At 70.1% G+C, this 23136-nt stretch carries 26 protein-coding genes and 2 pseudogenes; 14 read left to right on the plus strand and 14 right to left on the minus strand.

The window, feature by feature from the left end; translation table 11 throughout:
* Positions 1-529 precede the first annotated feature (529 nt).
* A complete protein-coding gene (locus tag ACKTSN_RS04660) occupies positions 530-1444 on the minus strand; it encodes an IS982 family transposase (protein WP_409467898.1) in 915 nt (304 codons plus the stop codon).
* A 70-nt stretch (positions 1445-1514) separates the two neighbouring features.
* On the opposite strand from ACKTSN_RS04660, the gene ACKTSN_RS04665 reads away from it, so the two are divergent.
* The 4 genes from ACKTSN_RS04665 to ACKTSN_RS04680 all read left to right on the plus strand — a co-directional run bounded on the left by ACKTSN_RS04665 (position 1515) and on the right by ACKTSN_RS04680 (position 3652).
* The gene (locus ACKTSN_RS04665; protein ID WP_037743720.1) at positions 1515-1904 is read left to right on the plus strand and encodes a hypothetical protein; all 390 of its coding nucleotides are present in this window, start codon (positions 1515-1517) and stop codon (positions 1902-1904) included.
* A gap of 142 nt (positions 1905-2046) precedes the next feature.
* Positions 2047-2454 (plus strand): alpha/beta fold hydrolase, encoded by a 408-nt coding sequence (locus ACKTSN_RS04670; protein ID WP_409467899.1) that lies wholly within the window; start codon positions 2047-2049, stop codon positions 2452-2454.
* Positions 2427-2909: an alpha/beta fold hydrolase gene (locus ACKTSN_RS04675; RefSeq protein ID WP_409467900.1), complete on the plus strand. Its 483-nt coding sequence runs from the start codon at positions 2427-2429 to the stop codon at positions 2907-2909. Before ACKTSN_RS04670 ends, ACKTSN_RS04675 begins: the two co-directional genes overlap by 28 nt.
* 23 nt (positions 2910-2932) lie before the next feature.
* Positions 2933-3652, plus strand: coding sequence for a glutamine amidotransferase-related protein (locus tag ACKTSN_RS04680; RefSeq protein ID WP_409467901.1), 720 nt, complete (start codon positions 2933-2935; stop codon positions 3650-3652).
* 145 nt (positions 3653-3797) lie between these two features.
* On the opposite strand, the gene ACKTSN_RS04685 is transcribed toward ACKTSN_RS04680, so the two are convergent.
* Together ACKTSN_RS04685 and ACKTSN_RS04690 are read right to left on the minus strand one after the other, a co-directional pair.
* Positions 3798-3965, minus strand: a complete 168-nt coding sequence (locus tag ACKTSN_RS04685) for a hypothetical protein (protein ID WP_409467902.1) — start codon at positions 3963-3965, stop codon at positions 3798-3800.
* A 280-nt stretch (positions 3966-4245) separates the two neighbouring features.
* Positions 4246-4590 carry a hypothetical protein gene (locus ACKTSN_RS04690; RefSeq protein ID WP_409467903.1) on the minus strand — a complete coding sequence of 115 codons (345 nt, stop codon included), beginning with the start codon at positions 4588-4590 and terminating at the stop codon, positions 4246-4248.
* Between the two features lie 203 nt (positions 4591-4793).
* Between ACKTSN_RS04690 and ACKTSN_RS04695 the strand changes: the two genes are divergently transcribed.
* Both ACKTSN_RS04695 and ACKTSN_RS04700 read left to right on the plus strand, forming a co-directional pair.
* Positions 4794-5384 carry a TetR/AcrR family transcriptional regulator gene (locus ACKTSN_RS04695; protein WP_409467904.1) on the plus strand — a complete coding sequence of 197 codons (591 nt, stop codon included), beginning with the start codon at positions 4794-4796 and terminating at the stop codon, positions 5382-5384.
* A 248-nt stretch (positions 5385-5632) separates the two neighbouring features.
* Positions 5633-6046 carry a hypothetical protein gene (locus ACKTSN_RS04700; RefSeq protein WP_409467905.1) on the plus strand — a complete coding sequence of 138 codons (414 nt, stop codon included), beginning with the start codon at positions 5633-5635 and terminating at the stop codon, positions 6044-6046.
* A 7-nt stretch (positions 6047-6053) separates the two neighbouring features.
* Here the strand turns inward: ACKTSN_RS04700 and ACKTSN_RS04705 are convergent, their stop codons facing one another.
* The 3 genes from ACKTSN_RS04705 to ACKTSN_RS04715 form a co-directional block, all read right to left on the minus strand.
* Positions 6054-6947: a Bax inhibitor-1/YccA family membrane protein gene (locus ACKTSN_RS04705; protein ID WP_409467906.1), complete on the minus strand. Its 894-nt coding sequence runs from the start codon at positions 6945-6947 to the stop codon at positions 6054-6056.
* A gap of 216 nt (positions 6948-7163) precedes the next feature.
* Positions 7164-7964, minus strand: coding sequence for a GNAT family N-acetyltransferase (locus ACKTSN_RS04710; RefSeq protein ID WP_409467907.1), 801 nt, complete (start codon positions 7962-7964; stop codon positions 7164-7166).
* A gap of 300 nt (positions 7965-8264) precedes the next feature.
* Positions 8265-9680 (minus strand): FAD-binding protein, encoded by a 1416-nt coding sequence (locus ACKTSN_RS04715; RefSeq protein ID WP_409467908.1) that lies wholly within the window; start codon positions 9678-9680, stop codon positions 8265-8267.
* Positions 9681-9934: 254 nt separating this feature from the next.
* On the opposite strand from ACKTSN_RS04715, the gene ACKTSN_RS04720 reads away from it, so the two are divergent.
* From ACKTSN_RS04720 to ACKTSN_RS04740, 5 genes and pseudogenes are all read left to right on the plus strand, one after another.
* Positions 9935-10360: a nuclear transport factor 2 family protein gene (locus ACKTSN_RS04720; protein ID WP_409467909.1), complete on the plus strand. Its 426-nt coding sequence runs from the start codon at positions 9935-9937 to the stop codon at positions 10358-10360.
* A gap of 210 nt (positions 10361-10570) precedes the next feature.
* Complete coding sequence (locus ACKTSN_RS04725; protein ID WP_409467910.1) at positions 10571-11434, plus strand: ATP-binding protein; 864 nt, start codon at positions 10571-10573, stop codon at positions 11432-11434.
* Positions 11435-12384: 950 nt separating this feature from the next.
* Positions 12385-12906, plus strand: coding sequence for a response regulator transcription factor (locus tag ACKTSN_RS04730; protein ID WP_409474740.1), 522 nt, complete (start codon positions 12385-12387; stop codon positions 12904-12906).
* A 169-nt stretch (positions 12907-13075) separates the two neighbouring features.
* Positions 13076-13258, plus strand: a pseudogene (locus ACKTSN_RS04735) (SRPBCC family protein); the annotation flags it as partial.
* A 23-nt stretch (positions 13259-13281) separates the two neighbouring features.
* The gene (locus tag ACKTSN_RS04740) at positions 13282-13563 is read left to right on the plus strand and encodes a hypothetical protein (protein ID WP_409475121.1); all 282 of its coding nucleotides are present in this window, start codon (positions 13282-13284) and stop codon (positions 13561-13563) included.
* Positions 13564-13636: 73 nt separating this feature from the next.
* Here ACKTSN_RS04740 and ACKTSN_RS04745 read toward each other — a convergent pair whose 3' ends face one another.
* Positions 13637-15172, minus strand: a complete 1536-nt coding sequence (locus ACKTSN_RS04745) for an MDR family MFS transporter (protein WP_409467911.1) — start codon at positions 15170-15172, stop codon at positions 13637-13639.
* Positions 15173-15370: 198 nt separating this feature from the next.
* On the opposite strand from ACKTSN_RS04745, the gene ACKTSN_RS04750 reads away from it, so the two are divergent.
* Positions 15371-15859 carry a TetR/AcrR family transcriptional regulator gene (locus ACKTSN_RS04750; RefSeq protein ID WP_409474741.1) on the plus strand — a complete coding sequence of 163 codons (489 nt, stop codon included), beginning with the start codon at positions 15371-15373 and terminating at the stop codon, positions 15857-15859.
* A gap of 73 nt (positions 15860-15932) precedes the next feature.
* Here the strand turns inward: ACKTSN_RS04750 and ACKTSN_RS04755 are convergent, their stop codons facing one another.
* The 6 genes and pseudogenes from ACKTSN_RS04755 to ACKTSN_RS04780 form a co-directional block, all read right to left on the minus strand.
* Complete coding sequence (locus tag ACKTSN_RS04755) at positions 15933-16490, minus strand: LLM class flavin-dependent oxidoreductase (protein ID WP_409474742.1); 558 nt, start codon at positions 16488-16490, stop codon at positions 15933-15935.
* 19 nt (positions 16491-16509) lie between these two features.
* The gene (locus tag ACKTSN_RS04760; RefSeq protein WP_409467912.1) at positions 16510-16848 is read right to left on the minus strand and encodes an LLM class flavin-dependent oxidoreductase; all 339 of its coding nucleotides are present in this window, start codon (positions 16846-16848) and stop codon (positions 16510-16512) included.
* A 10-nt stretch (positions 16849-16858) separates the two neighbouring features.
* Complete coding sequence (locus ACKTSN_RS04765; protein ID WP_409467913.1) at positions 16859-17509, minus strand: HAD family hydrolase; 651 nt, start codon at positions 17507-17509, stop codon at positions 16859-16861.
* Between the two features lie 284 nt (positions 17510-17793).
* Entirely contained in the window at positions 17794-18630 is an 837-nt protein-coding gene (locus ACKTSN_RS04770; RefSeq protein ID WP_409467914.1) for a prephenate dehydratase, read from the minus strand.
* Positions 18605-19486 (minus strand): hypothetical protein, encoded by an 882-nt coding sequence (locus ACKTSN_RS04775; RefSeq protein WP_409467915.1) that lies wholly within the window; start codon positions 19484-19486, stop codon positions 18605-18607. Before ACKTSN_RS04775 ends, ACKTSN_RS04770 begins: the two co-directional genes overlap by 26 nt.
* 4 nt (positions 19487-19490) lie before the next feature.
* Positions 19491-20275, minus strand: a pseudogene (locus ACKTSN_RS04780) (NAD(P)-dependent oxidoreductase).
* A gap of 328 nt (positions 20276-20603) precedes the next feature.
* On the opposite strand from ACKTSN_RS04780, the gene ACKTSN_RS04785 reads away from it, so the two are divergent.
* Positions 20604-20879 carry a hypothetical protein gene (locus ACKTSN_RS04785; RefSeq protein WP_409467916.1) on the plus strand — a complete coding sequence of 92 codons (276 nt, stop codon included), beginning with the start codon at positions 20604-20606 and terminating at the stop codon, positions 20877-20879.
* Entirely contained in the window at positions 20879-21817 is a 939-nt protein-coding gene (locus ACKTSN_RS04790) for an IS21/IS408/IS1162 family transposase (RefSeq protein WP_409474743.1), read from the plus strand. Before ACKTSN_RS04785 ends, ACKTSN_RS04790 begins: the two co-directional genes overlap by 1 nt.
* On the opposite strand, the gene ACKTSN_RS04795 is transcribed toward ACKTSN_RS04790, so the two are convergent.
* Complete coding sequence (locus ACKTSN_RS04795; protein WP_409467917.1) at positions 21808-23127, minus strand: ISL3 family transposase; 1320 nt, start codon at positions 23125-23127, stop codon at positions 21808-21810. The genes ACKTSN_RS04790 and ACKTSN_RS04795 overlap by 10 nt on opposite strands.
* Positions 23128-23136 lie beyond the last annotated feature (9 nt).

The raw sequence follows: 23136 nt of genomic DNA on the forward strand, positions 1-23136 counted from the left end.
GGAGTACAGTCCGGTAGTGCCGGAAGTACTGGTTTTCGGGGACCGGGTTCGCGTCACATGGCTGTGGCCGTCGAGCACCTGGCCAAGGCGTACTTGGTCTCCGTCGCGCCCGGGCCGTTGACTCCCAAGCATCCTTCTGTGAGCGATCTGCTGGTGCTGGGCGGCCATGAGGACAGGACGGTCAGGGGACGGGCCGGGCTGAGGAGCATCGGCGGCGAGGACGCCGTAAAGAGGGCCGGGGAGGTGTTGGGCGATAAGCGGGTGCCGGCGCGCCTCTGGCTTTTGACCGGTCCGGCGCCACCACCGCCTCGATCACTCACCGGGGCTGTCGCCGTAGGCGGCTGTTTCGTCCGGCTCGGTTTTGAGGGGCTTCCTGGCATCGGAGGCTTGACTGCTCATCATCGTCAGCCCGGCAGGGTGGCGGGCGTCGTCTTGGGGACCGGCCACAGTGAAGGGCTCGCGACCCCACAGGAGACGCGGTAGACGCATGCCTGAAGGGATCCTTCTCTAGATGATCTATTCCAAGGGGTCAGTGATCGTAGGCGATCAGTGAGCGTAGGACGGTTTGTCCGGTGGCGTCGTTGTGCCAGATCGCGGCGGTCAGCGCGAGGATGCGTTGCATGACGCGGGCTATGACACCTCCGGGTGTGCGCCCTCGGTGCCGTTCGAGGTCAAGCTGTCCCTTGAAGGTCTCGTTGATCGATTCGATGACCTGTCGCAGCGGCTTGAACAGGGCTGCGCCAGGCCGTTCCCGTTCACCTTTACGGGCAGGCCGCAGCAACTGGACTCCATGCTCGGACAGTTCGCGTTCGAAACCACGGCCGAAGTAGTTCTTGTCGCCGATGAGAGTCTGTCGGGGGCGCTCTCGCAGAAGCTCGCATTCGGCTGCCAGGAGGTCAAGGAGGGTCTCGCGTTCGTCGGCCTTGGCCCCGGTCAGGGCGAAGGCGATGGGCAGGCCCTGAAGGGTGCAGACCAGGTGCAGGCGCAGGCCCCAGAAGAAGCGGCTGTGGCTGGCGCAGTAGCCGTATTCGGCCCAACCTGCCAGGTCGGAGCGTTTGACGGTCTCGCGGGAGCGGCCGCATTCCACCGGGGTGGAGTCCACGACCCGTACGTCGTCGCTCCACACCGAGGTGGTGGTGGCCAGGATCCGGTTGACGCTTCGCATCAGACCGGCGGCCTTGCGCAGCCGCTTGTTGTAGCCGGGCTGCTGGGGCAGGTAGGGGAAGAGGTGGCGCAGGTGGGCACGGGCATGGCGGAGCCATTTGGCCTCGGAGGTGTAGCCGAGTATGGCCTGCATCGTGGCGAGGGTGACCAGTTCGGCATCGCTCAGGCGGGGCGTAATGCCGACCGGCGGGCGCCACGGCGCCAGGTCGGGATGCTCCTTCAGCATGTCGTCGGTCGTCGCATAGAGTGCTGTCGCGAGGGTGTCCACGTCGTTCGTCACAAAACGATCTTGGACACCCTCGTTCTCGTCTCCGCAGGCACCCCTTGGACCACACCACCAGGAGGAACCAGTGTCATACCCGCAACTGCTCACCCCCGAGGAGAAGCTCGCCGACGCGAAGAAGCTGTTGAGCCTCCCGCGTATCGTCGTGATCTGCGGCTCCACCCGCTTCATGACCGAGATGAACGAGGCCGATCTGCGGGAGACCAAAGCCGGAAAGATTGTCGTCAAACCGGGCTGTGACATGAAGTCGCCGCACGAACTTTGGTCCGATCCTGTCGAGGCCGAGGCGCTGAAGGTTCGACTCGACGATCTGCACCGGGCGAAGATCCGGCTCGCTGATGAGGTGCTCGTAGTCGGCGACTACATCGGAGACAGCACCCGAGCCGAAATCGCCTACGCCCGGTCGCTGGGCAAGCCCGTGCGGTTCACGCACCCCGAAGTCGACCCTGACGCCTGACCGCCCGCTGCCACCTCGACAACCAGGGCCGGCAGCCCGCCGCCTGACCGTCTCGCGGTGGCTTCGGCCGCCGCCCACCCCACACCCTCCGCAGGCATCCCTTGGAATTGATCATCTAGGGAAGTGTGAGGAGAGGTGGCACATGCTCGCGTACGACATCCAGGGAAGCGGGCCCGGTCTGGTCCTCCTGCCCGGTATCGGGGGCACCGCGACCGGCACCTGGGAGACGTTGCTCGCCGACCTCGCGGCCGAGCACACCGTCGTGCTCGCCGACCTCCCCGGATCGGGCCGCAGTCCGTTGCCCGTCGGCCCGCTGGAGGCGGGTGCCGTGGCCGACCAGGTGGTGGCCACCGCTCGCAGGGCCGGGCTGAGCGACTTCGTGATCGCCGGGACCTCGCTCGGCGCGGCCGCCGCCGTCAAGGTCGCCGCCCGCCATCCCCACCGGGTCCGCGGCCTGTTCACCCTCGCCGGATTCGCCCGGCCCGCACCGCGCTGTGGCTCAGCCTGGAGATGTGGGCGTCGTTGCACGCCCGCCACGACGACGAGCTGAGCGACTTCCTGACCTCGCTGTCCTTCTCCGAGGACTACCTGGCCGCGCAGACACCTGAAGCGGCCCGAAGCCTGACCTCCCGGTTGGCGGCTTCCGCTCCCGGCACCGCCCAGCAGATCGCCTTCGCCCTGGGCATCGACGTCCGCGGCGACCTCGCCGCCGTCACCGCCCCCACCCTGGTCGTCGCGGCGGCGGGAGACCAGTTCGTGGCCCCGGAGCACTCGGTGGAGCTCGCGGTCGGCATACCCGGCGCACGGCTGGCCGCGGTCAGGGGCGGGCACGCGGCGGTCTTCGAGGAGCCGGGACGGACGCTGGAGATCCTCACCGGATTCCTCCGTGACATCCATCGGTCCCACCCCGAGCTCTCCCCCACCGACACGGTCAGGTGGCCGACGGCGCCGGGGCCACGGTTTCTGCCGACCGTTCCGGCTCCCCGCCATCCCCACGAATGTTGACCTCTACAGGAGTCCGACAAGCCATGCGCGTGCATTTCGTCGTCCACGAAGCGTTCGAGGCTCCCGGGGCCTACGCTCGGTGGGCCCTGGACCGGCAGCACACCGTCACCTACTCCCGCCTCCACGCCGACGAGAGTCTCCCGCCGGCAGCCGACGACATCGACCTGCTTGTCGTGATGGGCGGCCCCCAGTCCCCGGCCACGACCACCGCCGAGTGCCCGCACTTCGACGCGGCGGCGGAGATGTCCTTGATCGCCTCCTGCGCGGCGGCGGGCAAGGCCGTCGTCGGCGTCTGCCTCGGCGCACAGCTGCTCGGCGAGGCGCTCGGCGCTCCCTGCCTGCGCAGCCCGGAGCCGGAAGTCGGCTCCTTCCCTGTGACGCTCGCCGAAGCCGGCCGCCGGCACCCGCTGTTCGACGGCTTCGACGAGAGTTTCGACTCCGGGCACTGGCACCACGACATGCCCGGACTCACGGCCGACGCGACCGTGCTGGCCGCCAGCGAGGGGTGCCCCCGGCAGATCGTGGCGTACGGCAGGTTCCTGTACGGGTTCCAGTGCCACATGGAGTTCGACCGGGACACCGTCGAGGGGCTCATCGAGTCGGCGGAGGAGGAACTCACCGCGCTCGCCGGCCACCGCTTCGTCCGGCAGCCGGAGGAGCTGCGGCGCAACGACCACCGCGCGATGAACGAACGGCTCGAAGTGTTTCTGGACCGGCTGGTCGCCGCCTACACGGCGGCCTGACCGGTGCCACACATCTCAGACAAGGAGAAGTTCCCCATGGCCAAGCTGTTCTACGACGCCGACCTGTCCGTCATCCAGGGCCGCAAGGTCGCGGTCATCGGTTGCTGATGAGCTGGGTGAACGAGGAGGCGTAGCCTCACCGCAGTCAGTCGGTCAGGCGGTCCAGGACCACGGTGGCGAGGCGGAGCGCGGCGTGCAGTTCCGTCACTGCGGCGACGCCGGAGCAGTCGCCGCGCAGGCCCGGCCAGACCGCCAGCAGGACTCGGCTCTGCGGGATGCGGGACGGCCTGCTCAGGGGCATCCAGGTGGCCATGAGCGTGCCGTGCACCGGCGTCGCGATCGCGCCCGGACGTCCGTCGGCATGGGCGTCCGCGTCAGCGTGGACAGCTCGACGGGCGCCCCGTCGGTGTCGGAGCCCCGTACCAGGGCGAGAACGGACCGGCCCGCGCCGGCGCCCTTGGGCGGCACAGCCGACGAGTGGTCACAGCACGGCCGGCCACACCTGTCGCACCTCGTCATGGTCTCTCCCCTCGTGCCCGGTGTGTGAGCTTCGTGCAGGAAGTCTCTCGGGGGCGGGGGCCGGACCACATCCGTCATCCGACTGCGGGGTACGTGGCAGGCGCCGCGTCCTGTGCCACCCGCTCCAGCAGTCGTGAGGCGTCGGACAGCACGAAGTCGGTGTCCGGTGCGGGATGCGTGGTCACCTCGTACAGGTGGGCGAGGAAGCGGGCGAGGCGGCCGCCACCGGCATACGTCAGGGCGACGCTGCCCTCCCACAGGGTCTCGCGCAGGCGGGCCGGGGTGAACTGCCCGTCTCCAGCACAGGCCAGGAGAAGGCGAGCCGCGAGGGTCCGCTCCAGCGGTTCCGGGGCCCAGACGCCCTGGTCGAGGTCATCGGCGAGGGCGGCGGTCAGTGAGGTGAGGTGCTCATGGGACACGGAATCGATGGCCTTCGGCTCAGCGCGGGTGACATGTGTCTGCGATACCCCACCGGACGACGGGCCGGTGTAGGTTTCACTCAGAATACATGTCTCACGGGTGCCTCCAGCCGTGACGGCAACATGTGTGGTCATTCAGCCCCTGCCCGGCGTGGCAGGACGGCGCCCCGTGGCATCACCACCGGAGAGAGACCGGAGCATCGATGAGATCGGACGCACGCCACAACCGGCTGCGCATCCTCGAAGCGGCGGCCGAAGTGCTCGCCGCTCCCGGCGACACCTCGTTGAAGACCATCGCGCGCAGAGCGGGCGTCGGCCAGGGGACGCTCTATCGTCACTTCCCCACCCGGGAGTCCCTGGTGCTCGAGGTGTACGGCGATGAGGTGGACGAACTGGTGACCGCCGTGCCCGCCCTCCTGAGCACCCTGTGCCCGCCGCTCGCGTTGCGCGCGTGGCTGCAGCGCCTCCTGAGCGTCGGCACGAGCGCGCCGGGGTTCGCGGACGCCATGAGCGGGACCGCCGGCACGCTGACGGAGCAGTGCCGACCGGCGTACCGACCGCTGCTCGACGCCCTCTCGGTGCTGGTGGACGCCAACGAGGCGACCGGGACCATCGTGCCCGGCACGACGGCGGACGACATGCTCCTGCTGCTCGGTCCCCTGTGGCGCGTCGGCGCGGACGACGAGGAGTGCGCCAGATCGAGGCGGCTCTTCGACGTGCTCATGCGGGGGCTGTGCCCGTCGGGCGACACGCAGGAGGCCTCCGTTCCGGAGGGAGCGCGGCACGTGGGGTAGGTGAACCCCGCCGGGTGTCCGGAACGTTGTGCGGGTGTGGTCAGTGATCTTCGCTCGGCGCGGGTACCGGACACCCGGCCGGCCACCCGGGGTCGTCTCGCGCACGGCAGGCTGCATCTGCTGCTCACCCTCGACTCGCTGCTCGTCGTGCTCGTCTCCGTCAACCGGAAGGCCGACGGCACGCTCGCGTTCGTCGCAAACAACCAGTTCCTGCGCTGGGTCGAGGCCGACAACATGGCGCTCGGCCTGTGCACCGTCCTGCTGTCACCAACTGTCTGCACGGGCGCTTCTGTTCGGAGAGCCTCCCCGCGATCTGCCGGGTCGTCGCCTTCCACGACGACGTGTTCTCCGACGTCGTGTTCCTCGCCGGGTTCACGCTGCTCAACACCACGGTCATGGTGACCCAGTTCCTCTTTCCGACCGACCGTTCTCCACGCTTGTGGGACAACGTCCTGATCACCGTGAACGCCCTGTTCGCCGGCGCGGGCATCACGGCCGACCCGGCCTTCGAGAAGGCGGAGTTCGACCCCTTCGTGATCGGCGCGACGGCCGTGCTCGCGCTGGCCCTGCTGAAAATCTCGCCCCGGCAGCCGATGCTTCGCCGCTACGGCATCGCGTACACCGTCGGCCTTCTGGCCACGGTTCTGATCAAGACCGTGTGACGCCCGGTCAGTAGAGCTCCTCGCCGGGGAAGAGGGTGAGCAGCCGCACGGTCTCCACGTACAGCCATGTCAGGGTCAGAGTGAGACCGAACGCGGCGAGCCAGGACTGGTCCCGGGGCGCGCCGTACTTGATGGCGTCCTCGACCTTCCTGAAGTGCAGGGACAGGAAGGACGCCGCGAGGACGACGCCCAACAGGCCCATGAAGACGCCGAGGCCAGCGGGGTGCAGGCCCAGGACGTCCGCGCCCGTGAGGGGCAACAGGGTCCAGTCCGCCAGGCCGAGGAAGCACACTCCGCACAGTGCGGCGCCGACGAAGCCGTAGAGGCGGCGGTTCACTCGCATCCAGTGCAGCTTGTAGGCGAGGAGGACTCCGGCGGAGGTCGCCATCGTCCCCAGCACGAGCTGGACGAAGACACCCGGTGAGAGGTCGCTGGAGGCCGTGGCCGAGAGCACGCCGAGGAACACACCCTGGAAGGCGGCGAACGTCAGGGGCAGGGCCGGGGACGGTGGTTTCCTGCGGCGCTGGATCACCACCAGCGCCGCGGCGACCAGTCCGGCGCCGGCGGCGATGCCGTAGGCCACGGCCGCACCGAGGGGAGCGTACGGCAGCAGAGTCCACGACAGCGCGGCCGCGAGGGCCGTCACCCCGAGCCCCGCCAGCGCACGGGACAGGACGTCGTCCATCGTCATCAGGTCGCCGACGGACAAGGGGAGCGGAGCGGAATCGTCCTCGTGGACCTGGTCCAGGTCCTTGCCCGTGCCGATCCGGCTCTGCGCGACGGCGATCCCCGCTCGGGGGTCCCTGGCCGCCGTCTTCTGCCCGCCTCGCCGCTTGAACTGCGGCCGGGAGAGTATCGGATTGCTGCTCTTCAACGAACGCTGCTGCTCGACCGGTGTCACGCCAGATCCTCTTCTCCGTGTCGGACATACCGGCACCCGATATCCCGCCGGCGGCGGGGTATCGGGTGCCGAGGGGTTCGCCGGAGGTGTCGGCTGCCGTCAGTCTGCACTTCCGGACAAACCACGCGCATCAGTCACTTGACGGTGGATGGTGCCCTTCGATACGTGTGACACACATATGTCGAGGGCGGTACAGCCACGGGTGACCTCACATCCTCAGCTCTTCAGTCCGTAGAAGTGCATCGGGGAGTTCGGCTCGAAGCCGATGCGCGGGTACACGGGTGCCCCGGCGACGGTTGCGTGCAGGGTGGCCCGGGTCAGTCCGGTGGCGCGGGCGCCCTCGTACAGCGCCTTGCGCGTCACCGCCTCACCGTAGCCTCGGCGCTGCTGTTCGGGGTCGGTGGCGACGAGCACGACGAAGAGCCGGCCCTCGGCCTCGACCGTGGCGGCGCAGGCGACCGGGGCGCCGTCCCGCAGCGCCAGGTAGGCGTACACCTCCCGCTTCCACAGCGTGGAGCCGACCAGACCGTCGCGGCCGTCCTCGAGGGGAAAGCCGTAGGCGCGCGAGTTGATGTCCGCGTAGGCCCGCAGGTGTTCGTCGGTGGTGACTCGTTCGAACGTCAGGTCAGGGTGGCGGGGCTCGGGGATGGGCAGCAGGTCGCCGGCCATGCCGGTGCCGGGGAAGGCGTACGCCAGGCCCGCGCGCTCCGCCGCCTCCTCCAGTGCCGCACGCGCGTCGTCCGCGAGCAGGTCCTCGAACAGCCACAGGAAGCCCGGCTGCCTCTTGGACCGCATGATGTCCGCCGCCTGCTCCAGACGCTTCTCCAGGAGCACGGCGTCGGCCCCGACCTCGGTCAGGGTGATCGCGTTCCAGAAGGCGAAGCGGCAGTCGGCCCAGCGGACGGCTACACCCGGCAGATCGCGTACGTCCGACTCCTCGTCCCGGTCGAGCACCATGGCACGCCAGACCGTGGAGAGCTGTGCCACGGATTCGACCGCGGCCGTCAGGTCCGTCACGGCAACCCCTCACTTTGTCGTGTGTTGTGAAATGTCTTGCGCTCGGTACGACGATCCCCACCGCTCACGGTGTTCGGACACCGCCGTTCACGTCATAGGGCGCCTGGATCCGGACAGCCCCGGGCTCCCGCTCGGCCCCGCCTCCACCGCGGGTCTCAGCGGCAGCCCGGGGGACGACCGCCCGGAGACGCACCACGCCGAAGCGGCCGTCGCGTCCCCGCCGCAGCCGACCAACAGCGGGGAACCTGCCGCTACCGACACGGATCCGGGACGACCGCCGGTTCACTTCCGGGCCCGGAATCAGGCGGGCGTGATGTTGTGGTTGAACCGGAAGACGTTGGTCGGGTCGTAGCGCTTCTTCACCGCGGCGAGCCGGTCGAACCGCTCCGCCCCGTACACCGCGCGCACTCCCTCGGTGTCGGTCGCCTCGTCCGGCGAGAGGAAGTTGACCATGTTCCGCTCCGCCGTCCAGGGCTCCAGCCCGTCCACGACCCGCGCCAGGTCGGCCCGGAGCTTCTCCGCCTGATCCGGAGCGCCCACCGCGAACCCGAAGACGACATACGGAAGACCGCGGCTGGGCACCGAGTTGGGGAACTCCGGTTCCCGGTCGAAGGCGCCGCCGAGCGCCCGGATCTCGACGTTCGCCAGGGTGCATCCCGACTCCGCGCCGGTCAGCTCCACGAGCGCCTGCGCCGTCTTCTCGGAGAACTCCTCCAGGCAGACGCTGCGATCGAAGTACGGCATCGGATCCACCGGATCCATGTGGATCTCCCCGATCGACGTGAAGGGCTTCTCCCCCACCAGGTCGACCAGCACCGGCGCGGCCGCCCGCAGCGGAGCGACCAGTTCGGCCCCGTCGGCCGCCGACCCCAGGTAACCGATCCGCAGATGGACCACGAAGGCACCGCGCAGCGGCTCGGGCAGCGCCGGGACGTCGGGCAGCCGCTGGATCCCCAGGGACGAGGTCATCGTCTCCCCCACCGTCGGCAGCCAGGCACGCCAGGCCTCCAGCACCTCGGCCAGGTGCTCACCCGCGAAGTAGATGCCGCCGCCGTAGAAGCATGCGACCGGAAACACCTCGAACTCGATCTCGGTCACCACACCGAAGTTGCCCTTGCCGCCCAGCAGCGCCCAGAACAGGTCCGGTTCGCTCTGCGGTGTCACACGGCGCAGTTCTCCGTCCGCCGTAACCACGTTCAGCCACCGCACGTGATCGGCGGCATAGCCGAGCGTGCGTCCCAGCAGCGGGCTCTGACCGCCGCCCAGCGTGTATCCGATGACGCCGACGTCCGGCGCCGAGCCCACGATGGGGGCCAGCCCGAACTCCGCCGTGCGAGGCAGCACCTCACGCCAGCGCACACCCGCCTCGACCCGCACGGTGCTCTCCTGTGCGTCGACAACGATGCGCTTCATCCGCTGCGTCGTGATCAGCAGGCCGCCGTGGGCTGAGGAGACCATCTGATGGGCCGCGGACTTCACCGCGACCGGCAGCCCGTGGCGCACGGCGAACAGGACCGCCGAACGGACGTCGAGTTCACTGCTCGCCCCGACCACGACGGCCGGCCGAAGACCACAGGCCAGGTTGTACGTGGCGCACTCCGCCTCGTACTCCGCCGATCCCGGCTCGAGAACCGGTCCTCTCACGGAATGCCGCAGAGCCATCACGTCCTCCGGCCGTAGATCCACACCCGCCGTACCGGACACGTCCGCACTCATCCTGATCACAACCTCACTCACATAAGCGGAACGCCCCGAGACACTCACCCGCGCGGAGCGAGGCAAGACGGTCACCGGGCGCCTACCCTGACGTGACTGAAACGGGCCGGACCCCCTTCGCCGTTCACATCAACATGTCCGGACTCACATGTTGACGGCAGGGCAGTGTTCTGTCGCCGTGAAGGACGGACGCGTAGGAGATACGTGTGCCATCTAGGCACACTACTTGTCGCAATCGGCGAATTTGCAGCCCTGTGATCATCGAGGGAAGCGCGCTGAAGATCGCTCGTCTCACCTGGAGGAAACCATGCCGAGGTCCACCCGCATGTCCTGACGCCACCTTCACAGGCAGCGGCGAGCCAGTGAGCGGCCGCAACGCGATCCAGCGGATGTTCCAGGACACTGTGATCCTCTACGACGACGGCACACCTCGAACCCAGCACGTCACGACCAATGTCGCCATCGAGGTCGACGAAGAGACGAGCACGGCGGTCTCGCGTTCGTACGTCACCGTGTTTCAGGCGCTGCCCGACCTGCCGCTGCAACCCATCGCCAGAGGCCGGTACCGTGACCGCTTCGAGCGCCGTTCCGGGCAGTGGCGCTTCGTAGAGCGACAGGTCCGCATCAACCTCGTCGGCGATGTCAGCTGCCATCTGCGCCAGGCTGCCGTACAGCGCTAGTCCTCGGGTGACAGACAGCCTGCTCTAGTGACGCATCTCGTGCTTCGGCCCACAGAATCAAGCCCTTCCGGTTCGGAACAACGAGAGGGGTGAATTCAGGACGTCCTTTGGACTGCAGTGATTGCATGGGCCGCACGGAGCGGGGTGCAGGCGCAGCCAGGTCGGCGGACAGCACCAGGCCTCCAGACGTCAGCCGTTGGAGGCAGCTCGATGAATGACCTGGACTCGACCGTCGGCCCGGCCTCGACACGGCTGGTCGGACGCGACCGAGACCTCGCGTTCATCCACTCCTTCTTCGGCAATTCCGAGGTCCACGGGGCAGCTCTGCTGCTCTCGGGCGAGGCGGGGGTGGGCAAGACCGCCGTGCTCGACGCGGTGGCGACCGGCGCCCTGCGCGACGGCGTCCGGGTCCTGCGCGGCCGGTGTGCAGTTCGAGGCGGACATCAGCTACGCCGGTCTCAACCAGCTCCTCGTGCCGCTCTTCGACGACTTCGACGTCCTGGACCCCGTCCACCGCGACGCTCTGCGGGTCGCGGTCGGCATCGGCGGCGGACCGGCCCCCGACCGGCTCCTGACCTCCACCGCGGTTCTGCTGCTGCTCCGGCTGATATCCGCCCGGACGCCGCTCCTGCTCGTCATCGACGACCTGCCGTGGCTGGACCGGGCGACCAACGCCGTGCTCGGCTTCGTGGCCCGGCGGCTCGTCGGCAGTCGTATCGGCTTCCTCGCGGCCTCCCGTACGGGCTCCGACAGCTTCTTCCAGTCCAGCGGCCTGACCGAGCGGCGGCTGGAGCCGCTGGACGACGCTTCGTCGGCAGAGCTGCTCGCCCTCTCGCATCTCGACGTCTCCCCCGCCGTACGGCGCCGCATCGCGGCCGAGGCACGCGGCAACCCGCTGGCTCTGGTGGAGCTGCCGATGGCGCTCTCCGCCGAGCAGCGCGCGACCCTGGCGGCGGTTCCCGGTGTGCTGCCGCTGAGCGAGCGGCTCCAGGCCATGTCCGCCTCGCGCGTGGCCGGTCTGCCCGACCGCAGCCGGCAGATGCTGCTGCTCGCGGCTCTCGAGGGAACCGGTGACCTGGCCGCCGTCGAGGCCGCCGCATCCGACCGTGCCGGTGTCGACGATCTCGCCCCCGCGGAGCAGAACCGGCTGGTGACGATCTCGACCGACAACCGACAGCTGTCCTTCCGGCATCCGCTGATCGGTTCCGCGGTGGTGGAGCTGGCGACCGCCGCCGAACGCAGACGAGCCCATCAGGCGCTCGCCGACGTGCTCGGCGCCCAGCTGGAGCGCCGCGCCTGGCACCTGGGAGAGGCGGCGGTGGGCCGGGACGAGACGGTCGCGGCCCTGCTGGAGAAGGCCGCGCGCCGCCGGCTGCGGCGCGGCGACGCGCTCGGCGCGGTGGCGGCTCTGACCCGTGCCGCGGGGCTCAGTCCCGCGGCGTCCGACGAGAGCCGCCGGCTGGCCGAGGCGGCCTATGTCGGCGTGGACTCCGGTGGAGAGCTGGAGGACGCCTCGCGACTGCTCGCCGGAGCCCAGGCCCATCCCACCGGACAGCAGTCGCTGCACGCGGCGGCCGCGTCCGCGTTTCTGCTGATCAACAGGGACGGCGACATCGACACCGCGTACCGGCTGCTGGTCGGCGCGATCGAGTCCGGGGAGCACGGCTACGACGCCTCGGACGACGCGCTCATCGAGGTCCCGCACGTCCTGGTGCTGCTGTGCTGGTACGGCGGTGACCCGAAGCTGTGGGAGCCGCTGCCGGCGTTCGTGGACCGGCTGACCCCCAAGCCGCCCGAGCTGCTCTGGGTGATCACCCAGACCTTCGCCGACCCGGCGCGCACCGGTGCTGCGGCGCTGCCCCGCCTGACGGAGCTGATCGCCACCGTGGGGGACGACCCCACCCGGGTGATCCGCGTCGGCACCGCCTCGGTCTTCCCGGACCGGCTCGGGGACTTCCGGTGGGCCACGCGCCGGCCGGGAGAAGGAGGCCGCGGCCCACGCAGCCGCAATGCGCGCGTTCTCGATGGCCGAGCTGTCGCCCCGGCTGGAGCTGCTGGTGCTGACCTGCGAGGCGCTGACCACACCCGGGAAGGCGGCGGTCGGCCTCTTCGAGCGGGCCCTGTCTCTGCCCGGTCCGGAGCGCTGGCCCTTCGACGTCGCACGGGTGCGGCTCTTCTACGGCGAACGTCTGCGGCGGCTGCGTGCCACGACGGAGGGCCGGGAGCAGCTGGCCCAGGCACTGGAGGCTTTCCAACGCCTGGGCGCCAAGCCCTGGGTGGCGCGTACCGCGGCGGAGCTGCGCGCCGGCGGCCAGTCCGCACCGACAGCCGTCAGGCCGGGAGCCGTGACACTGACCGCTCAGGAACTGCAGATCGCCAAGCTCGCGGCGACCGGACTGACCAACAAACAGATCGCCGAGCGGCTGTTCCTGTCCCATCGGACCATCGGCACGCACCTGTACCAGATCTATCCCAAGCCGGGCATCACCTCTCGGGCCGCGCTCCGGGACGCACTCTCCCAGCTCGACACGGACGAGGACGACTGACCCCGGCGGGCGAGAACCGACGGCTTCGTCGTTCCCTCAGTCATTTGACCATTTGACGTATTCCGGGCTTCGGGCCCCCTCGCAGAGTGGACGCGGGGATGTCCTCCTGGGCCGTCCTCCCCCGGTGGCCGCACCTGACGCCACCCTGCACCACGAGAGGGGAACCGGAATGTCCGGTGCCTCGGACAGTCATCCGGACATCCATTGGCCGTCGGGGTTCGAGCCCGACCAGGCCCACAGCTTCTGTCAGGCGCAGGCCGCCGTGGACGCTCCGCCCGCCACGGCCTTCGCGCTGCTCACCGATGTGGCGCGGTGGCCGGAATGGGTTCCGGGCATCACCGAGGTCCGGGCCGGGCCGCTCGCCGGAGCTTCGAGGTGTGGTTCCACGGCCACCGGTTCGAGATCTTCCTGGGAGAGCATGTGCCGCACCGCCGGCTCGGCTGGTCGGGTGTCGGCGCCGGTGTGCAGCTGTACCAGGCCTGGCTGCTCACCCCGGTCGCGGGCGGCACCCATGTAGTGACCGAGAACGTGGTCCGCGGTCCCGCCGCCAAGTCCCTCACCGTGCTGTCCCCGCTGTGGGCGCAGCGCTTGAACTCCCTGTGGGTCACCCAGCTCAAGAGGATCTCGGAGGCCGCCCCAAAGGACGGTGGCGCGTAGCCTGCGTCCCCGTACGCCGCTGGCCGGCACCCGGTGAGGGCGTCGGCCGGTCGAGGGCGCGGGGTCCGCTGGGTCAGGCGGCGGGGACGGCTTCCTTGGCGGTGGCGGGGTCGGAGGTGGCGGTGGGCTCGCCGGTCTTCTGTGCCGGCTTGAGGAAGAGGGCGAGGAGGACGCCGACGGTGAGGGTGGGCGCGATCCAGAGGTAGCCGGTGGCCGTGGCGTGGGCGAAGGCGTCCAGTGCGGTGTCGCGCAGGGCGGCGGGCAGCCGGCCGATGGTGTCGGGGCGGGCGGCGTCGAAGCCGCCGGCCGTCGGCAGGCCGTGGGTGCGGTCGGCGAAGCCGGTGTTGAGGAGGGTGCCGAAGACGGCGACTCCGAAGGCCGCGCCGATGGAGCGGGCGAAGGTGACCACGGCGCTGGCGGCGCCGAGATCGGTGGCGGGCACGCTGTTCTGGACGGTGGTCAGCACGACCATGGGCACCATGCCGATGCCGACACCGGTGATCAGGAAGTAGACGCTCAGCACCAGGGTGTCGGTGGCCGCCCCGATGGTGCCCAGCAGGAGCAGCCCGGCGAGGTTGGCGAGCAGACCCGCCAGGAGGATCGCCCGCAGCCGGTCGACGTGTGCGGCCCAGCGTCCGGCCAGGGACTGGCTGACGACCAGACCGGCGACCAGCGGCAGCATGTGGACGCCGGAGAGGGTGGCCGAGACTCCGTGGACGATCTGGAGGTAGGTCGGCAGATAGACCAGTACGGCGAACATCGCGGCGTTGGCGAAGAACCCGATCAGCGAGGAGAAGACCACGGTCCGGGAGGCGAGCATGGCCGGCGGCAGGACCGGGGCAGCGGCGCGGCGCTCGACCGGCACCAGGAGCACGGCCAGCACGACGGTGGCGACGATCAGGCCGACGATGGAGGGCGAGCCCCAGCCCCAGCGCTCACCGAAGGACGTGATCAGGACCAGGCCGGTGGCGATGGCGGCCAGGACGGTGGCACCGAGGTAGTCGATGCGGGCCCTGGCACCCCGGGTGGCCGCGGGCAGCGCCCGTGCCGCGATGGTCAGGGCGACGATGCCGACGGGCAGGTTGATCAGGAAGGCCCACCGCCAGGACAGCTGGTCGGTGAAGACGCCGCCCAGCAGGGGGCCGCCGATGCTGGCGACGCCGTAGACCGAACCGAACAGGCCCTGGTAGCGGCCGCGTTCGCTCGGGGCGACGATGTCGCCGACGAGGGCGAAGGTCAGCACGATCATGCCGCCGCCGCCCACGCCCTGCAGCACGCGGGCGCCGATCAGCTCGGGCAGGTTCTGTGCCAGGCCGCAGGCCACCGAGGCGATCAGGAAGATCGAGGTCGAGGCGAGGTACAGCCGCTTGCGGCCGAACATGTCGCCGAGCTTGCCCCACAGTGGTGTCACCGCCGTCGACGCGAGCAGATACGCGGCGCTGACCCACGCGATGTCGTCGAACCCGTTCAGGTCCTGCGCTATCCGCGGCAACGCGGTCGAGACGATCGTCTGGTCCAGGGCCGCGAGGAGGACCGCCAGGATCAGCGCGCTCATCGCGGCGGCGACCCCACCCTCCCTGGGTGATGAGGACTTGTCTGCCTTCGACATCGGAAGATGCCTTCCTAAGAGACTCACCAGCCTGGCATTACTAGATTTATATGCCACGATATTGTAGCACTTAGAAGGCAGGGTTCTACTCCCGAGAGGCGCTAGATGTATCAGGCTTCACATCCCGCCACTAGACTCGGGGCGGTGAGAGCCGACGCAGCGCGCAACCTGGAAGCCGTCCTGACCACCGGAGCACGTATGCTCGCCGCCGACCCCGCCGCGAGCATCGCGAGCATCGCCTCCGAGGCGGGTGTGGACCGGCGCACGGTCTACCGACGCTTCGCCTCGCGCGAGGACCTTCTGGCGGCCATTTACGAATCTCGCCTTACCGCCATCGAGCACGCCATCGAGGACGCGCGGCTCCGGGAGGCACCCGTCGCCGTCGCCCTGCACCGCTACGTCGAGAACATCATCGCCGTCAACCGCACCTGGCCCGTCGACCTCGCCCGCATGCTCGCCGACGACGCGATCCGCCGGCGGCGGGACGCGTCCGTCCGCGAGGTCGACGCCTTCCTCCGGCGCGCCACCGACGAAGGCCTCCTGCGCCCCGCCCTCCCGGAGGGATGGGCGAGCGCGCTGCTGCCCCAGCTCATGCACCTGGTGTCCCGGCAGCTGCCCGAACTGAGCCCCGGACAGGCGGCCGACGTCGTCGTCGACACCCTGCTGAACGGCCTCGGAACGTCCTGACACGCCAATTCATTCATCGGTGACTGCTCCGAGAAACCGACGGCGGCGTCGGCACACTCCGGTACGAACCGATTCAGCCCTGGCGGACTCCGTCGAGGAAGCGGCCGGCCAGGTCGACGCGTTCGGCGAGGCCGGCGGGTGTCTGCCCGAAGTCCACGAACAGCTCGCGCACACCTGCCTCGGCGGCGGCCCGCGCGTAGTCGATGTACTGGGCCAGGGTGCCCGCCCGGGGCATCTGGGCCGGGTCCGTCTTCGTGTCGGTGAGCCGGGGGTTGACGCGCAGCGCCATGCGCAGGGTAGCGGGATCGCGATCCGCCTCCACCGCCTCCTTCTGGATGACGTCCCACATGTCCATCAGGTGCGGGAGCGGCATCGCCGCGGGCAGCCAGCCGCCGAACCGCCGGCCGATGCGGCGCAGTCCGCCGGGTGTGAACGCCGCGAGCAGCACGGGGGGTCTGGGCCGCTGGCGCGGTTTGAGGCCCACCACGGTCTCCGGGATGGTGAACAGCGGTCCCTCGTGCGAGAAGACGTCGCTGGCCCAGTACTCCTCCAGGACGTCCAGGTCTCGTCGAGCCGTGCGCCGCGGCCCTTCCAGGGCACGGAGACCGCGGTGTACTCGTCGGGCATCCAGCCCAGGCCGAGGCCCACGATCAGACGTCCCCGACTGAGGAGGTCGAGGTGGTCAGCGCCCGGGCCAGCATGATCGGCGGCAGCCACAGGCCGTTCAGGGTGCTCGTGCCCAGCTGGGCCCGTGTGGGGTGGGACGCGGCGAACGTCAGGGCGACCAGGGGGTCCATGTGGTTCTCGTAGGCGCGCGGCATCTCGCCGTCGCCGCTCGGGTAGGGGGCGCCCGGCACAGGCGGGGCGAGGACGCGGTCGCCGGTCCACAGGGAGTCGTATCCCATGTCCTCCGCGGTACGGCAGACGCGCAGGATGCCTTCCGGCCGGGCGGCGGAACCGAAGGTGGGCAGGGCCAGGCCCAGTCGCACAGGTGTCGCCTCAGGGGATGACCCGGTCCGGGTCGTCGTCCGTCAGCGGGATGCCGAGCAGGGTTTCCAGCGCGGTGACCGTCCGGGTGGGCTCCACGGCGTGGACGGTGGCGAATCCCAGCTCCGCCGCGGGCGGCAGGTACCGCTCGGTGTCGTCCACGAACACGCACTCCTCGGCGGTCAGGCCGAGTTCGTCCAACACGAGCCGGAAGATCTCCGGTTCGGGCTTGCGCGTCCTGTGGACCTCCGACAGCACCAGGGCGTCGTAGCGCTGCTCCACCTCGTAGCCGTCGTACAGGTTCCAGGGGGTCGGGCCGACGGAGTTCGAGAGGATGCCGACCTTGATGCCCGCCCGGCGGGCGGTGGCGGCCGCGTCGATCACCGAGGGCTCGGGGCGCAGGTCGGCGAAGATGCGGCCCATCAGGTTGTCCGGCGGGATGCCGAGAAGCCGGGCGGCCGCTTCGTTCCACTGGGTCTGGGTGAGCGCGCCGCGCTCCAGTTCCTCGGTGAGCCGGATGCCCTCGGGGTCGAGGTAGAGGCCGGTGAGCAGGGTCCCCTCGGGCAGTCCCTCGAGGCGTTCGAAGGCGAGCGCGGCGGGCAGCAGAGGGGTCGTCAGCACACCACCGAAGTCGAGGACGAGGCCCTTACGCTGCTGGGTCACACCCACACCTTAGACATGTTTCTCGCTGGCCAGGCACATGTGCCGATGGTCACCCACGGCGGTGGTCGATGCGGACGGCTCTCGCGTGTGAACCCCCGGGGCGGGTGCCTACGTTGTCCCAGTGACGGGTTCTCCGCTGCCCCGGCGACGGCGGCGGGGAACCTTCCGGACCGCTCCGGACGCCTTCCTTGTCTCATGAGCCGGAGCGAAAGCGGCCCCGCACGACGGGTCGGACGTGACACGTCGGCGCGGGGCCGCACACCGTCTGCTGTACGGGTGTGCGCTCAGTTCTTCAGCCGGTGCGGATGCGCGGGGTACACCCCGAGGATGCGCACCTCGGTGGAGAAGAAGCGCAGCTCGTGCAGGGCGAGGGCGACGCGCTCGTCGTCGGGGTGTCCCTCGATCTCCACGTAGAAGCGGCTGGCGTTGAGCCCGGCGCCCATCTGGTAGCTCTCGATCTTGGTGAGGTTCACGCCGCTGCTGGCGAACCCGCCGAGCGCCTTGTACAGCGCGCTGGGGATGTTGCGGACGCTGAAGAACAGGCTCGTCATCGTCGGCTCCCCGGTGTGCGGGGCCAGGGTGGCGTCCCGGGAGAGAACGACGAACCGTGTGGTGTTGTCCGGGTCGTCCTCGACCTCGGCACGCAGCACCTCGAGGCCGTACAGCTCGGCCGCGGCGGGCGGGGCGAGCGCCGCGTGCCGCGGGTCGCCCAGTTCGGCCACCTCGCGCGCCGCTCCGGCCGTATCGTCGCTGACGAGGGTGCGCCAGCCGCCTTCCCGCAGCACCTTGCGGCACTGTCCCAGTGCGTGCACGTGACTGCGTACGCACTCCACCTGGTCCAGCGTCGCGCCGGGCACCCCCATCAGGTCGAAGCGGATGGCGAGGAAGTACTCGGCGACGATGAACAGCCCCGACTCCGGCAGCAGATGGTGCACGTCGGCGACGCGTCCGGCCGCGGAGTTGTCGACCGGGATCACGGCGACGTCGGCGGCGCCGAGCGTCACGGCGTCCAGGGCCTGCTCGAAGCTCGTGCAGGGCAGCTCGCCGCCGTCGGGGTAGAGGGCGCGCGCGGCGGTCGTCGAGTTGGATCCGGGTTCACCCTGATATGCGGCGATCGTCACCGTGTTCAGCCTTCCTGAGGGAGGTCCTGTCGTGGGGCAGCAGAAGCTCCGTCGCGTAGCGCACCTGCTGAAGCATCGGTGAACCGGCTTCGATCAGGCTCACCAGGGGGTGCCGGCCGCCGCTCCAGTCTGACGCCAACGCGAGTTCGTACGCCGCGGCGACCACATGGTGGACGGCGTTCCCGGCCTGTCCGACGTGCGCGGCGAGCCGCTCCTCGACGGGCGCGGGCAGGCCCTGCCGGGCGGAGGGCGCACCGTGCAGGGCCGCGGCCAGGCTCAGCCGTTCGTCGTGCAGTACGGCGGCCAGTTCGGCTGCCGCGGCGGCGGTGGACGGGACAGCCAGTGCGTCGGTCATGCGGCGGGCCGCGCCCAGTGCCAGGGCGGTGACCGCCGTCCAGAAGAAGGGCGCGTCGCCGCAGCGCAGCGGCTCGCCCGCCGAGTGCGTGACGAAGCCGGCTGGCACGTACACGTCTTCCAGGCGGAACGCGGAGCCGGCGCCGGCATCGCCCGAAAGCACCTTGGAGGCCACCACGAAGAGGTCGGGACCGCCGTCTCTCACGGAGGAAAGCGGCAAGGCCAGCCACGGTCCGGTTCCGTCGCACGGGTCGTACGGCGGAAGGCGCCACTGCCCGGACAGCGCGCAGCCGCCGGGGGCCGGCCGTGCCACCGGCCCCGGAACGTCTGTGCGGGGAACGGCAGTCGGGAGCGGCGCGGCCCAGTTCCAGGTGCCGGTCAGGGCCTGCCAGGCCCCGGCCGGGTCGGAGTGCCCCTCCGCCTCGAAGAACGCGAACACCCGCGCGAGACCGGTGTCGGGTCCGAGCAGCTTCGGGCGGTCGCCGTACGTGGATGTCCGCATGGGCCTAGGCAGCCTGCTCACCTGCTTCGGCGCCGGTCGTCGTGAGAACGGCGTTGTGCAGTTCCTCGCCCCGCTGGTAACAGTCCAGCTGCCGCCGCAGGAAGTCCGCGGTCATCGGGGCGAACGCGTCGGTGAACGCCGCCACGTGAGGGGTGATCAGAGCGCCGGGCAGGTTCCACAGCGGATGCCCGGACGGCAGCGGTTCCGGATCGGTGACGTCGAGCGCGACCCGGAGCCGTCCCGCCCGCACCTCACGGACCACCGCGCGGGTGTCCACGAGCTCGCCGCGGGCGACGTTCACCAGCAGGGCCCCGTCCTTCAGCAGCGCCAGCGCGTCCGCGTCGAACATGCCACGTGTCCGGTCGGTCAGCGGCGCGCACAGCACCACCGCGTCCACCGTGGGCAGCAGCGCGGGCAGCTCCGCCGCCCCGTGCACCCGCCCGGCCGGTGTGGTGCGCGCCGTCCCGGCCACGAGGACCGCCTCGCCCCGGAAGGCACCGAGCCGGGCGGCGACGGCGGCACCGACCGCGCCGTACCCGATGACCAGGACACGTTTGCCGGCCAGCGTGGGCCGGAACTCGGCCTTCCACTTCCTCCGGGCCTGGTGGGCCGCGAACTGGTCGAGCCCCCGGCACAGGGCCAGCAGCAGCGTGACCGCCAGCTCGGCGGTGGCCTCGCGGTGCACTCCGCGCCCGGTGGTCAGCCGAGTGCCGGGGGCATGGTGCCCAGCAGCGGCAGCATGTGGTCGTAACCGGAGCTGAGCAGCTGGAGCACCTCGAGGTTGTGCATTCGCGGCAGTACGGGGCCCAGGACGCGTTCGGCGCCGGGCGCCGGTATGCCGACGAGGAAACGGACGTCGGCGGGGTCGCCGGGCAGTGGGGCCGTTCCGTCCCAGTAGGAGTAGGAGAACCCGTCAGGCAGGCCGGGGATCTGGTTTCGGTGATAGGGGAGCCAGACGGACGTGCCGTCTGGCTTTGTAGGTGAGAGTTGAGGCCAGGTGTTGGTGGGTTCTGACTCCAGTGCCGTCGGCAGAGAGTTGATGTCGGTGAGTTTTGACTCCACTGGGGGCCTTGTGGTGGGAGTATCGGGGTGCATCGGCTAGCGCTGAGTGGCTCAAGTGCCCGTTTCGAAGGTCGAGTTGTACGCGGCGATACGCCATGACGCTCGGGTCGAAGGGCTGTCCAGCAGGGCTTTGTCGGCCAAGTACGGGGTGGGCCGCCGGACGGTCGCGATGGCGCTGGAGTCGGTGTGGCCAGCACCGCGCAAGCAGCTCCCCGCCCGGGTCTCGCGCCTGGATGCGTTCAAGGCGACGATCGACCAGATCCTGCGGGATGACCTGGACGCGCCGCGCACAAGCAGCGGCACACCGTCAAACGGGTCTTCGACCGGCTGATCGACGAGCACGACGCGCAGGGCGTGACCTACTCGATGGTCCGCGCCTACATCTTCCATCGGCGCCCGGAGATCCGCGTCGAGGAGGGCCGGGGCCCGCCGCAGGCGTTCGTGCCGCAGACCCACCGCCCCGGCGATGAGGCGGAGGTCGATTTCGGGGACGTCTGGATCCACCTGAACGGCGTTTCGACCAAGGTGTTCCTGTTCTCGCTGCGCCTTTCGTTCAGCGGGAAGGCCGTGCACAAGATCTTCGCTTCGTGCGGGCAGGAAGCATTCCTGGAAGGCCACGTCCATGCACTGGAGGTGCTGGGCGGCGTGCCACGCGGCAAGGTCCGCTACGACAATCTGCGCGCTGCGGTCAGCCAGGTCTTGGGCCGCACCCGGGGCCGGGTGGAAAGCGACCGCTGGACGGCGTTCCGCTCGCACTTCTCGATCAACAGCTTCTACTGCAATCCCGGCATCGACGGCGCCCATGAGAAAGGCGGCGTCGAGGGGCAGATCGGCTGGTTCCGCAGAAACCACCTGGTCCCCGTCCCGACAGTCACCTCGCTGGCCGAGCTGAACGCGATGGTGGAGCGCTGGGACGAGGAGGACGACGCCCGCCGGATCATGCAGCGGGCGCTGACCATCGGTGAGATGTTCGCCGTCGAGCGCCCGCTGCTGGTCCCGCTGCCCGAGGAGGACTTCGAGACCGGGCTGGTGTCCTCGCTGCGGGTGAACCGCTACAGCCAGGTCAGCGTGCGCACCAACCACTACTCGGTGCCGGTGCGGCTGATCGGCCGGATGGTTCGGGTCGTGCTGCACGCCTCCGAGCTGGTGGTCTACGACGCGCACAAGGAAGTCGCCCGCCACGAGCGGCTGATCGCCAAGGGCGGCTCCCGGCTGGTGCTGGACCACTACCTGGAGGCCCTGGTCCGCAAACCGGGTCTTCAAAGTTGAGCGGTGCGGAGGTGTCCGCGGGCCCGGCGGGTGGTGACGCAGCGGGTCCGTAGCCGTTGGTTGTCGGCATTGCGAAGGCCGAACGCGTTGCGGGCGACGAGCTTGATCACGCGGTTGATGCCCTCGCTCTTGGCGTTGCTGTGTCCGGTGTCGATGAATGCGGCGATCTCGGCCCACCAGCGGTCGACGGTGACGGCGAGCTGCCGCACCTCGGGGATGTCGGAGTCCGCGCACCACGTGAGGAATTTCCAGCGGGCGTGGCCGACTTGGTGGCGGTCGGCGCCGGTTCTCGCCAAGGCGAGGAGGTTGCGCAGGTTCTCCTTGGCGATCCATGCCGTCAACAGGGTCTGGCCGATCGTCCCCTCGCCCAGCAGCGTGTTCCACATCGTGGCGAACTGCTCGTCGGTGAGGTCCTCGCGGTTGCGCAGCAGGCGCCGCCTGGCTTTCCATTCCGGGTCACTGGCGCGTCCGCGTCGGCCGCGCATCTCGGCGGTGGTGCGGCGCCGGACCATGGACAGCATCTTGTTGGCGAGCTGGACGACGTGGAAGTGGTCGACCACGACGGTGGCCTGCGGGAGACCGGTGCGGACGGCGGCGCGGTAGGTGGCCGACATGTCGATGGTCACGTACTCGATGCTCTTTCTCCAGGTCAGCGGGGTGGCGGCGAGCCAGGCGAGCACATCGGCGACGGTGCGGCCCTCGACCTGGCCGAGCAGGCCGCCGGTGCCGAGCGCGTCGGTGAACCCCGTGTGCCACCGATCGCGTGTCAGCATCCACTTGCCCGTGGCGGGGTCCTGTTCCCAGCGCGGCCGTCCGCGCCGGGTCTCGTCGATGCCCAGCACCTTCACCTCGGGCAGCGGGGCCTCGGTGACCTCGCGTGCGACGGCGCGGAAGGCGTCCATCACGGTCGGCCAGGACAGACGCAGATCCCGGGCGGCCTGGATGACGGTGGAGGCGGCGTCGCGTATTCGCCGCCCGGCGGCACCGCGCAGTCGCATGGTGATCCGTGCGCCGGCCGGTAGCTGCGGGATCTGCTCGGTGAAGGACCGGCGCGGGCAGCCGGCCTCCCGGCACCACCAGCGGCGCTTGTGCCAGCGGAACTCCAGTCCGCTCTCGCCGTACGGCAGATCGCGGGGCCGCGTCACCGCCGAGCCCTTCACCCTGGTGGCGAACACCCCGCAGGCCGGGCACGCCCGGGCCCTGTCATCGGCCGTGGCCAGGTGGACCCGGCGTGTCCCGTCCGCCAGCCGCTCGACCCGGACGACGGACACCCCGTCAAGGTCGAGCAGCAACGTCGTATCGTTGAGCAAGCCCGTGGC

Source organism: Streptomyces flavusporus (genome assembly GCF_046267975.1).
GTDB classification, from domain to species: Bacteria; Actinomycetota; Actinomycetes; order Streptomycetales; family Streptomycetaceae; genus Streptomyces; species Streptomyces flavusporus.

Excerpts from the sequence above, each read along its gene's own strand:
- ACKTSN_RS04715 (WP_409467908.1), bottom strand. The coding sequence starts at position 9,680 with ATGAGTGCGGACGTGTCCGGTACGGCGGGTGTGGATCTACGGCCGGAG.
- ACKTSN_RS04730 (WP_409474740.1), top strand. The coding sequence starts at position 12,385 with ATGGCCGAGCTGTCGCCCCGGCTGGAGCTGCTGGTGCTGACCTGCGAG.
- ACKTSN_RS04725 (WP_409467910.1), top strand. The coding sequence starts at position 10,571 with ATGAATGACCTGGACTCGACCGTCGGCCCGGCCTCGACACGGCTGGTC.
- ACKTSN_RS04685 (WP_409467902.1), bottom strand. The coding sequence starts at position 3,965 with ATGGCCACCTGGATGCCCCTGAGCAGGCCGTCCCGCATCCCGCAGAGC.
- ACKTSN_RS04745 (WP_409467911.1), bottom strand. The coding sequence starts at position 15,172 with ATGTCGAAGGCAGACAAGTCCTCATCACCCAGGGAGGGTGGGGTCGCC.
- ACKTSN_RS04670 (WP_409467899.1), top strand. The coding sequence starts at position 2,047 with ATGCTCGCGTACGACATCCAGGGAAGCGGGCCCGGTCTGGTCCTCCTG.
- ACKTSN_RS04680 (WP_409467901.1), top strand. The coding sequence starts at position 2,933 with ATGCGCGTGCATTTCGTCGTCCACGAAGCGTTCGAGGCTCCCGGGGCC.
- ACKTSN_RS04750 (WP_409474741.1), top strand. The coding sequence starts at position 15,371 with ATGCTCGCCGCCGACCCCGCCGCGAGCATCGCGAGCATCGCCTCCGAG.
- ACKTSN_RS04775 (WP_409467915.1), bottom strand. The coding sequence starts at position 19,486 with ATGCGGACATCCACGTACGGCGACCGCCCGAAGCTGCTCGGACCCGAC.
- ACKTSN_RS04695 (WP_409467904.1), top strand. The coding sequence starts at position 4,794 with ATGAGATCGGACGCACGCCACAACCGGCTGCGCATCCTCGAAGCGGCG.